9 protein-coding genes are annotated in these 14,231 nt (G+C 57.7%); 8 read left to right on the top strand and 1 reads right to left on the bottom strand.

The features are described from left to right. The 5 genes from ACO06L_RS05240 (at position 1) to ACO06L_RS05220 (ending at position 7,626) form a co-directional block, all read left to right on the top strand. On the top strand, positions 1 to 2,382 hold the full coding sequence (locus ACO06L_RS05240; RefSeq protein ID WP_064228971.1) for an ABC transporter permease: 2,382 nt from the start codon (positions 1 to 3) through the stop codon (positions 2,380 to 2,382). A 32-nt stretch (positions 2,383 to 2,414) separates the two neighbouring features. After that, complete coding sequence (locus ACO06L_RS05235) at positions 2,415 to 3,620, top strand: efflux RND transporter periplasmic adaptor subunit (protein WP_202347479.1); 1,206 nt, start codon at positions 2,415 to 2,417, stop codon at positions 3,618 to 3,620. A 98-nt stretch (positions 3,621 to 3,718) separates the two neighbouring features. After that, complete coding sequence (locus tag ACO06L_RS05230; protein WP_202347540.1) at positions 3,719 to 5,467, top strand: N-acyl-D-amino-acid deacylase family protein; 1,749 nt, start codon at positions 3,719 to 3,721, stop codon at positions 5,465 to 5,467. Positions 5,468 to 5,487: 20 nt separating this feature from the next. Continuing rightward, positions 5,488 to 6,093 carry a DUF2238 domain-containing protein gene (locus ACO06L_RS05225; RefSeq protein ID WP_064228974.1) on the top strand — a complete coding sequence of 202 codons (606 nt, stop codon included), beginning with the start codon at positions 5,488 to 5,490 and terminating at the stop codon, positions 6,091 to 6,093. 51 nt (positions 6,094 to 6,144) lie between these two features. Beyond that, the gene (locus tag ACO06L_RS05220) at positions 6,145 to 7,626 is read left to right on the top strand and encodes an SLC13 family permease (protein ID WP_064228975.1); all 1,482 of its coding nucleotides are present in this window, start codon (positions 6,145 to 6,147) and stop codon (positions 7,624 to 7,626) included. On the opposite strand, the gene malT is transcribed toward ACO06L_RS05220, so the two are convergent. Next, the gene (malT, locus tag ACO06L_RS05215) at positions 7,623 to 10,379 is read right to left on the bottom strand and encodes an HTH-type transcriptional regulator MalT (protein ID WP_202347480.1); all 2,757 of its coding nucleotides are present in this window, start codon (positions 10,377 to 10,379) and stop codon (positions 7,623 to 7,625) included. The two genes, ACO06L_RS05220 and malT, sit on opposite strands and share 4 nt — an antisense overlap. A 249-nt stretch (positions 10,380 to 10,628) precedes the next feature. On the opposite strand from malT, the gene ACO06L_RS05210 reads away from it, so the two are divergent. Genes ACO06L_RS05210 through ACO06L_RS05200 form a run of 3 tightly spaced genes read left to right on the top strand, consistent with a single transcriptional unit; the run spans position 10,629 to position 14,158 of the window. Continuing rightward, positions 10,629 to 11,429, top strand: coding sequence for a C39 family peptidase (locus ACO06L_RS05210; RefSeq protein WP_064228977.1), 801 nt, complete (start codon positions 10,629 to 10,631; stop codon positions 11,427 to 11,429). Between the two features lie 54 nt (positions 11,430 to 11,483). Next, a complete protein-coding gene (locus ACO06L_RS05205) occupies positions 11,484 to 12,494 on the top strand; it encodes a hypothetical protein (protein WP_064228978.1) in 1,011 nt (336 codons plus the stop codon). Positions 12,495 to 12,532: 38 nt separating this feature from the next. Continuing rightward, positions 12,533 to 14,158, top strand: coding sequence for an OmpP1/FadL family transporter (locus ACO06L_RS05200; protein ID WP_064228979.1), 1,626 nt, complete (start codon positions 12,533 to 12,535; stop codon positions 14,156 to 14,158). Positions 14,159 to 14,231 lie beyond the last annotated feature (73 nt).

Below are 14,231 nucleotides of genomic sequence, written 5' to 3'. Positions count from 1 at the left end.
ATGGCCACGAAAGGTCTGAACACGGTTCTGAATATCAAGCTACGGCGCGAGCTCTGGCAGATGCGGGGCCAGGTACTGGCTATTGCGCTGGTGATCGCCGGAGGCGTGGGTGTCTGTGTGATGTCGCTGGTGAACTATTCATCGTTACTGGCGACCAGAGCCCAGTACTACGATCAGCACCAGTTTGCCGATGTGTTTGCACCCGTTAAACGTGCGCCACGCCACGCCCTCAAGGAAATAGGTTCATTACCTGCCATAGCAAGGTACGAGGGGAGAGTTGAGGGAGCTGCAAAACTGGAAATGCCGGGCTTCCCGGACCCGGTGTCGGCCCGATTGGTGTCTATTCCTCCGGAGGGCCAGCCCGAGGTCAATCGCTTGTTCATCCGTCAGGGTCGGCTTCCGGGCACAGGTCGCAGCCAGGAAGTCGCGATCATCGGAAGCTTTGCCGAAGCGCACGAGTTAGAACTGGGTGATCAGTTCCAGGCAATCATCAATGGTCGTCGCCAGGCACTTACTGTGACCGGCATTGTTGAATCACCGGAGTTCATATACGTCATTCCGCCTGGTGGCATGCTGCCGGACTATCAGCGGTATGGTGTGCTGTGGATGAACAGGGAGGCCCTGGAATCCGCCATGGACATGAGGGGCGCATTCAACAGTCTGGTTTTAACACTCAGACCGGGGCATTCCGTTGCCTCTGTGGTCGATGCCCTGGACCGACTCCTGGCCCGTTATGGGGCGACGGGAGCCTTTGGCCGGGATGATCAGTTCTCTCATCGCTTCCTGAGTGACGAGCTGAATCAGCTGAAAACCATGGCGACGGTGTTTCCACTCATTTTCATGAGTGTGGCCATGTTTCTGCTGAACGTGGTGATCGGCCGCCTGATAAGCACCCAGCGGGATATTGTTGCCGTGCTCAAGGCCTTCGGCTACAGCAACCGCCAGATCGCCTGGCACTACAGCAAACTGGTCATCGTGATTGCGGTTATCGGTTTGTTGGCCGGCCTTGCCCTGGGGCTTTGGCTGGGGAGGTCACTGGGGGAGCTCTATATGGATTACTACCGATTCCCCGGGTTGTTGTTCCGTATCGACCCTCTATGGCTTCTGTTACTGGGTATTCTGACCATCGCGGTGGCCTGGCTCGGTGCCTGGCGGGCCATCAGACAGGCGGCCTCCCTGCCGCCCGCCGAAGCCATGAGGCCCGAAGGCCCCGCCAGGTACCGAGTGACCGTAGTGGAAAAGCTGCTGTCGGGAATCCGCTTCTCCCAGCCCTCCCGAATGATTGTGCGTCAGCTTTCCCGTCGCCCGGTCCGGACTCTGTTATCCATGAGTGGGGTCGCCATGGCGACCGCCATCGTGATGGTGGGTAACTTCCAGTTCGATTCGGTATCCCTGATGGTGCACACGCAGTTTGCACGGGTGCAGCAACAGGATCTGGCTGCGACCTTTATTGATCCGGTTAACAGCGCGGCGTTGTTCGGCTTGCAGAGGCAAGCCGGGATCCGGTACGTGGAGGGTCGCCGCTCTGTGCCGGCCCGCCTGGTTGCTGGCCACAGGGAGTGGCGAAGTGCGGTCACCGGAATACCCTCCGATGCGAGACTGCAATTTGTCATCGACAGCGATCTGCAACCGGTCACGCTCCCCAGGGAGGGGCTGCTATTGACCGATTATCTGGCTGAAGAGCTGGGCGTTGGGCCAGGAGATGTTCTGCAGCTGGAGCTCCTCGAAGGTGACCGGCGAACGGTTATGGTTCCGGTCGCCGGTATTACCAGCGAGTTTCTTGGGGTCGGTGCCTACATGGATCTGGATGCCCTGAACCGGGCGCTGGGTGACGGCCCCCTGATCAATCAGGCCATGATAAACCTGGAGCCCGACAAGGCTTCGGAAGTCTACAACAGCCTTCGTGAAACACCGGGGGTGCTTGGCTTGAGCATCCGCCAGGCCATGCTGGACAGTTTCTATGACACCCTGGCGAGAACCTTCCTGACGTTCACCTTTTTTAACAGCCTGATGGGCGGAATCATTGCCTTCGGGGTGGTCTACAACACCATCCGGATTTCCCTCGCCGAGAAAGGTCGGGAGTTGGCTAGCCTGAGGGTGCTGGGGTACACCCATAATGAGGTTGCGCATATATTGTTGGGAGAGGTTGCGCTATTGCTGTTACTGGGCATTCCGCTCGGTTGGCTGATTGGCCAGGGTCTGGCGCTCATGATTGTTACTGCCATGCAAACCGAGCTGTACCGGGTGCCCCTGACCATAACCACCCAGACCCTTGGCATGTCCGCGCTGGTCGTGGTGGTATCGGCAATCGCTTCCGGGGTGATTGCCTGGTGGCGCCTGAAAGCGCTGGATCTGGTAGCAGTGTTGAAAACACGGGAATAGGTGCGGAAGCAACCAGGGAGTGAACTGAGGTCATGGCGAAAAAAGGGTTTGCGGGGAAATGGTTGTTCTGGGGCGTGTTTGTTCTGCTCGCCATTGCTGCAGTTGTGGTCACGATCCGGCCCGATCCGGTTTGGGTGGACCTGGCGCCGGTAACCCGTGGACCCATGGAAATCACCATCAAGGAAGAAGGAAAAACCCGGGTGCGGGACCGTTACGTGGTGTCTTCCCCGGTTGCCGGCTACTTACACAGGGTCTTGCTGGAAGTGGGGGATCCGGTTATTCCGGGAGAGCTGCTGACAGAGGTGGACCCCATGCCTGCCAGTACCCTCGACGCCCGCAGCCGGGCAGAAGCGGAGGCCAAGGTACAATCGGCCCGTTCAGCGCTTAATTCAACTCGTCAGAAAGTCGCAGCCGCTGAGGCGGAAGCAGATCTGGCCGTTCGGGAACTGGCCCGCCTGCAGGCTCTGAGTGATGACCATTTTGTTTCCGACGAGCGTTTGCAGCAGGCGAGGGCAGCTGCGGACAGGGCAAAGGCCATTCTGCGTTCCGCCCGCTTTGACGAGGAAGTAATGGCCCATGAACTGGCAGCGGCCAGAACCCGCCTTGAAGTGTCTGCTGCTCGGGCTAATGGCGACGGCGCAGTGGAGCGTGTGCCGGTCAGATCTCCGGTGAATGGCTCAGTCCTCGGCATAGCCCGGAAAAGTGAGGGTGTGATTCAGGCCGGTGAAGCCATTCTGGAACTGGGAGACCCCGGGGCGCTTGAGGTGGTTGTCGATGTGTTGAGCTTTGATGCCGTGAACCTCCGGCCCGGTATTGAGGCGCGCCTCACTGGATGGGGTGGCGGCACCCTGGATGCCGTTGTCCGACGGGTTGAGCCGGTGGGCTTCGAGGATGTGTCCGCCCTTGGAGTTGAGGAAAGACGGGTACAGGTCGTTGCGGACATTACCAGTCCTCCGGATGCGTGGCAGAGCCTGGGAGACGGCTACCGGGTGGATGCGGAGTTTCTGCTCTGGCGATCAGACAATGTTCTTCAGGTGCCGGAATCTGCCATCTTCGTCAGTGACGGCCAGCATCAAGTATTCCGCGTTGTCGATAACAGAGCGGTTCTCACAAACGTGTCGGTGGGACGTACAAACGGATTCCATACGGTGATTCAGGATGGTCTTGGTGAGGCAGACCGTGTGGTCCGGCATCCGGATCGCCAGCTGGAAGATGGCAGCCAGATCAGGGTTCGTTAATGGCCCGTATTGCCGGCCCCGTCCGTTGAAATGAGAGGACATATCACGTCTTGCTGGCTAGACTGACGGCAGAAAACAACAAAAAGGAGCCTTTCAAGGTGGACCGGTTCGACACTCTTATTATCGGTGGCCGCTATTTTGACGGTACTGGCGGCCCCTCACGCATAGCCCATGTTGGCGTCAAGGATGGGCGGGTTGCCAAGGTATTTGATGAACAGCCCGACACCAGCCTTGCGACGCGCACAATTGACGCCAGCGGTTGCTGGGTGACGCCCGGGTTTCTCGATACCCATACCCATTACGATGCCGAGTTGCTGGTAGCGCCGTCCCTGTCTGAGTCTGTGCGTCACGGTGTCACCACTGTGCTGATCGGCAGCTGTTCCCTGAGTATGGTCTGTTCCGATCCGGAGGACGCCTCAGATATTTTTACCCGGGTGGAAACTGTCCCGAGGGAAAAAGTGCTGCCCATTCTGAAACAGTACAAGTCCTGGCAGACCCCCAAAGAGTGGGTGGCGTTCATGGACCAGCATCCACTGGGGCCCAATGTCATCAGCTTTCTTGGTCACAGTGATCTGAGAACCGCCGTTATGGGGCTGCATCGCGCCACCGACCGGAGCGTGACTCCGACCACCGATGAACAGGAGCGGATGGAAGCCTTGCTGGAGGAGGCTTTGCAGGAAGGTTTTCTCGGACTTTCCACCATGTGCCTTAAATGGGACAAGGTGGACGGTGATCGGGAGTGGTCCAAGAGCCTGCCAAGCACCTACGCCCGCTGGCGGGAGGTCAGCCGTCTGAATGCACTTTTGCGCCGTTACGGGCGGGTGCACCAGGGCGCACCGAATGCGGCCAATCCGTTGCAGGTGACCCAGTACCTGAAAGAGACCCTGGGCTGGTTGAGAAAGCCCCTGAAAACAACCCTCATTGCGATGATCGACCTCAAGGGCAACCCCACGGTCAAACCGATGGCGAGTCTGGTCGGATGGCTGGCCAACAGCTTTGGTGGTAATTTTCGCTGGCAGCTGCTCCCGACAGCGTTCACGGTCTATGCCGATGGCATGGATATCGTGCTGTTCGAAGAATTCGGTGCCGGTGAAATGGCCCTGGATATACGGGATCAACTGGAGCGCAACGAACTTCTGAAGGACGAGCAATACCGTCGGAAATTCAGGAAATTCTACAAGGAAAAGCTTTCGCCCCGGGTGTGGCAGAGGGATTTCGGCGATGCCGTGATTCTCGATTGCCCGGATAAAAGCGTGGTCGGCCGCAATTTTGCCGAGCTTGCCGCTGACCGTGGCATCCATGTAGTCGATTTCTTTCTCGACATGGTGGTAGCCCATGGCCGTTCGCTGCGCTGGTTCACCACGGTAGGCAACCACAGAAAGGATCGGCTCAGGAAAATGGTCGCCAACCCCGGTGCCCTGATCACCTTTTCCGATGCCGGGGCGCACATCCGGAATATGGCCTTCTACAACCTGCCTCTAAGGTTTCTGAAGCTGGTTCACGAAAGCCATGGCGAGGGTGAGCCGGTCATGTCGCTGGAACGCGCTGTACACCGGCTGACCGGCGAACAGGCAGATTGGCTTGGTGTTGATGCCGGTCATATCAGAGTGGGGGACCGGGCCGATATAACGGTACTTGACCCCCGTGGCCTTGATCAGGATCTGGAGCAGGTTGAATGGGGCGAGATGGAAAACTTCGGACTGGAAAGAATGGTTAACCGGGTCCCTGGCTGTGTCAGAGAAGTGCTGATCAATGGCCGATCCGCGGTAACGGATGGTGAGGTGGAAGCTGCATTGGGCAGGGAATCTGGATACGGACACTTCCTGCGCGCCGGGGCGTCTGGATAACCACGGAAAAAAGGAAAGCTATGAACCAGCGATTTGCACCCGCAGTCTGGGTGGTGGTCTTTCTTGCTGTATTTGTCTGGTCTGCCATCGGGCCCACGGACCGGGCCACGTGGGTTCTGGAGGTGCTGCCTGCCGCCGTTGGTTTCGCAGCGGTTGTCTGGTGTTTCTTCCGTTATCCACTCACGCCGCTGGTTTATGTTTTGGTTCTGGTGCATGCCATCATCTTGATGGTTGGCGGGCACTATACCTATGCGGAAGTGCCTTTGTTCGACTGGTTTCGGGACTGGTTTGATTGGGAGCGCAATAATTACGACAAGCTGGGCCACCTGGCACAGGGGTTTATACCGGCAATGGTCGCCAGGGAAGTGGTCATTCGCTTCGACGTGTTCTCCAGTCGCCGCTGGGCGGCGTTTTTCATCGTCTGTTTCTGTCTGGCGGTAAGCGCCTTTTACGAGTTGATTGAATGGTGGGTGGCCTTGCTAAGTGACGAAGCCGCCGAGGCCTTTCTGGGCACACAGGGCTACGTCTGGGATACCCAGTCGGATATGGCCTGGGCCTTGTCCGGCGCCATTCTGGCCCTGATCCTGCTCGGGCGAGTTCATGATCGCCAGCTTCAGGCGCTCTGACGTTTCGCTCGCCTGCTGATGTTGAATGTCCGAATGGTGGATTAGAACCGTATGTCCGAAGAGCTCAAAGCTGACAACCAGGCCGAGGGGCTGCCCCGCAGCCAGGTCATCGGACTGATCCTCGGGGCAGCATTTCTGCTGGCAACCACCATACTCCCACCTCCGGAAACCATGGCCCCGGAAGCCTGGGCGGCGCTGGGGTTGATGCTGCTCATGGCTACCTGGTGGTCTACTGAAGCTATTCCGATTCCCGCCACTGCCTTGCTGCCAATCGTGCTGGTTCCCGCCCTCGGGCTTGGCACGGTTGCTGAGGCTACCGAGCCCTTTGCCAATCCGATCATTTTCCTGTTCCTGGGTGGCTTCACCCTCGGGCTTGCGATGCAGCGATGGAACCTGCATCGCCGGATCGCCCTGATGACGCTGAGGGCCGTTGGCAGTAAACCCCGACGGCAGATTGCCGGGTTCATGTTGGCAACCGCCTTTTTGAGCATGTGGGTCAGCAATACCGCAACAGCGATTATGATGCTGCCGATTGGTCTGTCGGTGGTGGCGATGATGGACAGCAATGACAATCCCGAGGGCATTCGGCGTTACGCCACAGCACTACTTCTGGCTATCGCCTATTCCGCCAGTATCGGTGGTATTGCCACACTTATCGGCACACCGCCAAATGCCTTGCTGGCGGCCTACCTGAGCGAAAACCAGGGTATTTCTGTGGGCTTTGCTCAATGGATGTTGCTGGGGGTTCCGGTAACGGTTGTCATGCTGGCGCTGGCCTGGTGGTGGCTGACCCGGCGTGACTTCGGGCTGGGCAGCTCCGGCGACGGTGGCAAGGCCATACGGGAGGAGCTTGACGCATTGGGGCCGCTGGGCAAGGGCGAAAAGCTGGTTGCCCTGGTGTTCCTGATCACCGCCGCCGCCTGGATATTCAGACCGCTGCTATCCGAGAATCTCATGCCCTGGTTGAGCGACACCGGCATTGCCATTGCAGCGGCTATTGCCATGTTCCTCATGCCCGTTAATACCCGTACCCGCGAATTCGTGCTCGACTGGGAGACCGCGAAGGGCATTCCCTGGGGTGTGCTGCTACTGTTCGGCGGAGGGCTGGCCATGGCCGGCGTGATCAGCAGTTCCGGTCTGGCAGAATGGATCGCCCAAAGCCTTGGCGTGGCCGGCGCCCTGCCAACCCTTGTCATGATTGTTCTGGTGGCGGGCATCATCATCTTCCTGACGGAAGTTACCAGCAATACCGCGACGGCGGCGGCGTTTCTGCCGTTGCTGGGGGCGTTGGCCCTGAGTCAGGGGGTGTCACCGCTACTGTTGACCGTGCCTGCCGCCATTGCGGCCAGCTGTGCCTTCATGATGCCGGTGGCTACGCCACCCAATGCCATCGTGTTCTCCAGTGGTCATATGCAGATCAGTGACATGATCAGAGCCGGGTTTGCTCTCAATCTGATGGGCATTGTCGTGGTGACACTGATTAGTTATCTGCTTCTTGGCGTGGTTTTCTCCATGCAGTCAGGGGTTGGCTAATCGCCCTGAATCTTGCTCAGCAGATCTTTGGCCAATTCGATGGCCTCTGAACGATGGCTGATGTTCTGTTTTTGATAAAGGCTGCGGATATGGGTCTTGACCGTTGTCGAGGCCACTTTCAGGTGCTCGGCAATCTGGTCATTGGAAAGACCAGCGTGTATCAGACTGAGGATCTGCCACTCCCTGCGGGTGAGGGGGGAGGTCCGGATCAGTTCCGGCACGTCCGGCCGGTCGATGATGTCCTGAATGATGGCCTCATCCAGCGAGATCCGGATGGCGCGGCTGAAGTCCCGTTGTTGCTGGGCCAGCTGAATCAGACGCTCCGCCCGCTGAAGTTCCATGCCTTCAATAGCTTCGTCGTTTATCAGCGCCTTGAGCAGAACAATCAGTTCCTTGCCCAACCGAAGGAAGCTGCCGACAGCACCGGTGGTACTCGCCAGTTCCAGTGCCGTTTTCATATGATCGAGAGCCTGTTCGCGCTCATCCAGTTGCCAGTAGAGGTAGGCGAGGGCAATGTGGTTGCGATTCAGATCTGTTTTCAGGCCAAATTCCCGCGCTACCGCGGTCAGTTCTTCCAGGAGCGGTCGGGCCAGTTCGTACTGGCCCAGGCTGATTAATGCCCGGGCCTGGTTGCGGCCATTGCACTGATTAAAATGGTTAGTGGCCTTTGCGGGCTCACAGAGTGGTGCAATCGTGAGCCAGCGCTGGATTGAGTCATGATCCCGAACGGCATCCCAGTACGACAGCATGGTGGCCTGGGCGTTGGCCACCCAGTCGAGGTGGTAGTCTTCGGCCGCCAGCATTTTCTGGATCTTGGCAATGTAGTCCGCACACAGGCTCTGCCGGCCCCGGGCCTGGGCGACCTTGGCCAGGGACGTGTAGCTCTGCACGTACCAGCGCTCCCCCTGCGCCTCAAGAATTTCGATGCCCTGAAGCGCGCAACGCTCGGCACTTTCCAGGTGGTGCCACTCCCACATGATCTGGCTGCGGATGCGAAACAGGAATTCCAGGATCGGCAGATGGTTCAGTTGGTTTTCTTCCGCGTATTGGAAAGCGCGCTCCTGAATGTTGTAGGCCTTTTGCAGGAGCCCCATGGCGACACTGATTTCGCTTTGCTGGCAGAGCGCCCAAATAACGTTCTGGTGGGCCTGATGGGCCCGGGCAAGATGCTCGGTGTCCTGCATGCGAGCCAGGGCTTCCTCAAGTTCTCCGCGCACAAACAGCGCTTCACCAATAACCGAGGCCGCGGCCACTCGGGATGTGGGCAGGTAACGCGCTTCCTGTTCGATGGCTTCCCGGGCAAGCGTCAGGGCGCGGTCGCCGTCACCATAATTCATGGCTACCTGGGCGCGGATGGCGCTGAACTCGCCATGAACGGCCCGCTGAGTGTCCTCGTTCATGGATGCCTGCAAACGGGCTTCCGCAGCTGATAACCAGTTTTCCACTTCATCAAACTTGTACTGGCCCTGGGCAACCCATGCCCTGAGCAGCGTCAGAGTGGGATCTTCCGCAATGATTTCCTGGGGCAGCGTATCGAGGCAGCGCTGCAACAGATGAAACTGACCCTCGGTAAAGAATTTTCGTCCGTGGATGGTCAGTACGCGGGTGATTCGCTCGGGATCTTCTGCGGCAATGGCATGTTTGGCAGCCTCTTCGGCATGGTCCAGCTCAAGCCAGGCATCGGCGGCCCGTTGATTCAGGTCTCTCTGGTTCTCACGGGTAGTACAAGTCAGGAGATGACGCAGATACACCGAGAACAGAGGGTGGTACCGGAACCAGAGCGCGGAATTATCCACGGGCGTTATGAATAGCCCCATGGACAGTAGGCTACTGAGCAGCGCCTGGCCGTCGGTATCGTCCATAACACGCATCACCATTCCCGCATTGAATCGGTCGAGAATGCTGGTACGCATGAGAAACCGCCGCTGCTGTTCGCTCAGGTCGTTTCCCACCAGCTCATCAAAGTAATCGAAGATATTCTGGTTTCCGTGTTCCAACTGATCGACAAACTCGGTGAATTCGACACTGGTTGCAGATGAAGCGGAAAGCAGCTGCAGGGCAGAAATCCAGCCTTCAACCCTTCGGACAGCCCGCTCAATATCCTCTCTCGCAATCTCGAACGGCAGCCGGCTCTGGAGATACTGCTGGGCTTCGTCCGCTTCAAAACCAAGGTCCCGGCTGGTGATTTCGGTCAGACGCCCCTGCATCCGGAGCTGGGCTACCCCCACAGGCGGCATGGTGCGGCTGATGAGAACCAGAGTCAGGTACCCAGGAAGATGCCGTAGAAGGAAGCGCAGCGCCTCGTGGATTTCGCCGTTGGTGATCAGGTGATAGTCATCAAGTACCAGATAGAGCGGCTCATCATCCTGGGGCAGACCGGCGAGCAGATCTGTCAGGAAGGATTCGAGGCTGTCATAGCCTTCTGTCTGAAGTCGTTCCAGTACCGGTTGGCAGCTCCCCTCGGTAACTCTGGCCAGTGCATTGGCCAGGTATCCGGCAAAGCGGCCCGGTGCGTTATCACTGGTTTCCAGACGGAACCAGGCCGAACGGGCCTCGAGACTTGCCAGTCGCTCGGCAATGGTGGTGGTTTTGCCATAGCCGGCCGGTGCATGAACCAGAAGCAGACTCACCGGCTCGAGGCCATGCAGCACATCGTTGAACTTCTCTCTTGGCAGCAGCGCGGGGGGTGACACCGGGCTCTGGTTCTTGGCAGTGATAAAGGTGATCTGTCCCGGATTCAGTGTTGTTGTCATCAGGATCTACATCAGGAAATTAAGTGTCTGGACTGGTGTTGATACCGGCTTTGTGCCGTTCCGTCAACTCCCGAGGCCTTCTCGGTCAGCGTCTTGAACCAGTTCTCAAATCCGCCCCGCAAGGCCCCTCCTGCAGCGACAGATTTGAGGCACAGTTATCTTTAAGGGCGCAGGCTTTTCGGTATCTTACCGTAACAACATGTAACCCGATTAATAACGTGGCCAATAAAAACAGGGACTTCGTCTGACATGCTGCTGGTGCTCGCTGGATCCATTCTTACATTCACCATGGTGCAGGAAGCGACCGTGGTGGAGCCTTTTGAGAAGGGCCAGATCGTCATCGAGCAGGATGTGGATTCGAGCCCGATAGAGCTACGGTCCGACGTCAGGGTCGAGCCGCTGGTTGAGCAGAAATTCCGGAATATCGTGCGTCAGGCCTATGACTACAGCTGCGGAAGCGCAGCGCTGACCACCGTGCTGAATTTCTACCTGGGCCGGACTTTGTCAGAACGACAGGTCATGGAGGGGTTGCTCCATTACGGCGAAAGCGAGCGCATTGTTGAGCGCCGCGCTTTTTCCATGCTCGACATGAAGCGACTGGTGACGGCACTCGGTTACCCGTCAGGTGGCTTCCGGGCCACCATTGATGACCTCAAGGACCTTGATCACCCGGCAATCGTGCCGATCCATCACGCGGGCTTCAAGCATTTCGTGGTGTTACGGACGATCCGGGACGGGCGCGCCTACCTGGCAGACCCGTCGGTCGGCAATATCTCCTTTACCCTCGCCCAGTTCGAGGAGAAATGGGACGACAACGTGCTCTTCATTGTCTTTCCAGGCAGTGACAAGCCACTGGACAACCTCGAGCTGAAGGAGGAGGACCTTCGCTTCGTGGATGACCAGACAATGACCCTTCTGGCGCTGGAACGGATACCGGCGTTTCACGAGTCCACCCAGAGGCGGATCCAGAATCTGCTGGAACGCCAGAAAAACAATCCCGACGGCAGTGTAGAAAACACCCGAAAGCAGTTGCACTACCGTCGTAACTAATTCGCCGGGCAATCCCCGGGTCAGGAACACTACAAATAAAATAAGGGAGTCAGGATGAATCGTTGGTTTGTGCGAGGTTTTATCCTTGTTTCCACGGCAGGTCTGCTTCCGGGCATGGCCCTGGCGCAGGAAGGGAGTGTGGACCAGGCGCGGGAAGCGCTGGCCAAACAGGAGGGAGACGAGGACGCTTCACAACAGCTTGAAGAAGTGTTCCAGGCTGCAGAGAAGAACTATTCTTTGCAGAAGAAAGGCTCCCACTCCCTGAATTATTCGTTCGACTATTCCTACACTGCGGACCAGCGACTGGACCTGGCCATCACCAATGGTTCAGTGAGAAACCTGGACGTCGTGCCGTCGGCAACTCACAGCTTTACCAATTCCTTTTCCTACGATTATGGCCTGTTGGATAACCTGACGGTGGGTACCCGTATTCCGCTGGTGGTTAAATACGATACCCAGGACGAGCTCAACGTTTATGATTTTGGCGATATCTCCTTCACCGGACGCTGGCAGCCATTTGCCTACGTTCCGGGCAAGATGTCGACCACTCTGTTCGGAACCCTGTCCACCAAGACCGGCGTCAGCCCCTACGAGATAGACATCAATGAGCAGCTGTCCACTGGCAGCGGCTATTACTCTATCGGGGGTGGGGCGAGTCTTTCGAAGGTTCTGGATCCGGTGGTGGTGTTTGGTTCAGTGAGTGCCACCTACAACCTGCCAGCTGAAGACCTTCAGCAGGTTCGGGGGGCACGTTTGCTGACCGAAGTGGACCCCGGTTTCGGGTTGTCCGGTTCCGCTGGCTTTGCCTACTCGCTTTCCTACGATATTTCACTGAGCATCTCGGCCCAGCTCAGCTACAGCGATGAAACCATTCTGACCTTCTCCAATGGCGATCAGGCCGTTGCCCAGGACCAGATGACGGGTTTTCTGAGCATGTCACTGGGTACCCGTGTCAGCGACACCACCATCGTCAACACCAGCCTGGGTATTGGCCTGACCGAGGATGCGCCGGACTTCTCCCTGGGGGTCTCCCTGCCCATTAACTTCTCCGGTCTTAAAGAGTGATTGGTGTCGTTGACGATCTACGGGAAGGGAAGGACTTCATGGGACAGAAAAGCCACAACCGTCAGATTCTCGCGGCCCTGATCGCCACGACCATCTCCTGTGGCGCACAGGCCCAGCTGGCGCAGAATTTAACCATTCATCCCAAGGCATTGGCTCTCGGTAACGCCGTGACCGCCGATCCGCCTGGGATCATGGCGATTCACTACAATCCTGCTGGCCTGACCAAACTGGACGGGCGTCAGCTGGAAGTGAACCTGATGAGCGTCTATCTGGACATTGACGCGGACTTCACCGCACCGGAAGGCTATGAGATCTTCGGCATTGACGGGCTGGAGATTGATCCTCAGACGGGGAAGCAGCGGGACCCGGTTGCCAATACCCACAGTCACACCAACAATGTGGCTCTGTATTTGCCAGGATACGGTATTCTGCGTGCGCCGCCCGGGCCGGCCCTTGCGCCTTCAGCGGGGATCAGCATCAATCCGCCTGGCTCCAAGCTGACCTTCGGTAATGCTTTTTACCTGCCGTTGGCGGCCGGTTTTTACCGCGACAAGGACGATCCAGGCCGTTACCAGCCCCAGGCCACGGCGCTGCAGCGCACCACCTATCTTTCACCGACGGTCGGTTACGAGATCAACGATGACTGGTCCGTAGGAGCAGGCATCCACCTGTCTCATATGGGCATCGCGGCGGACCAGTATATGCGCGCGCCCAACCTGCTGCTGGGGGTTGCTGAAGTTCTGCAGGACGCCTTCAACTGTGAGAGTGGCGATGAGCCCCTTCAGCCCTGGTTGGCGCTTTGTGGTGGTAACGTCGGCCCCTGGGATGACATTGGCGCCCTGAACATCAATGTCCAGGAAACCTTGTCCCCCACCTATGCTCTAGGTGTGATGTGGGAGCCGACGGACTGGTTCAGCTGGGGTGCAAGCTACACCTCGGAAGCCGAAATGAACATGAAGGGCACCTTCGAGATCCAGTACACCGAAGACTGGTCAGGCTTCTGGCAGAGCGTCAACGGATCCGTTCTGGGTGCTATCACCTCGGCGATCCTGAGTCTGCCATCCGGTGCGCCAAAGGAATCCGGTAATGTCAGTATGGATTTGGTGTACCCCCAGCATTTCCAGACCGGCATCAGTGTTGACGTGCACCCGAAACTGACCCTCAACGCCGACATTGGCTGGACCGATTACAAACAGTGGGATGCCTTCGTTTTCCGGTTTGACCGCAACCTGGAGTTTCTCAATGCGGCCCGGATCCTTTCACCGGACAATGCCACACCGAATACCCTGAGGCTGCCCCTGGGTTTCAAGAGCCAGTGGAACTGGGCGTTTGGTATGGAGTTTCATGCGTCTTCCCGTTTAGACCTGCGTGCCGGTGTGGAAATCCGGGATTCCGTTATCCCGGATGATCAGCGACAGGTAATGGCACCTTTCGGTGGCGCAAACCTTTACAGCATCGGCATGGGGTACCAGTGGGACAAGGACACCGAAATTGACATGAACCTCAGCTATCTTCACTCGATAGAGTCGATTCCCGCGGACACCAGCTGTAACGTAAACTGCGACAACATCACCAATATTATCTACAACCCTTATGCGGGCCTTGATATCAAGACATCGCTGAGGGTTGTCATGGCAGGTCTCAGTTTCCGGACCAAGTTCTGAGTGGTGCCAATAACCGAAGGGTAGTCATTCGCAGTGATAAACGGCTCTGTACGGAAATCAGCCTTGTGCCTTT

The organism is Marinobacter sp. (assembly GCF_965229985.1).
In the GTDB taxonomy this organism is placed as follows: Bacteria; Pseudomonadota; Gammaproteobacteria; order Pseudomonadales; family Oleiphilaceae; genus Marinobacter.
This window is presented reverse-complemented; position numbering and strand designations above follow the sequence as displayed.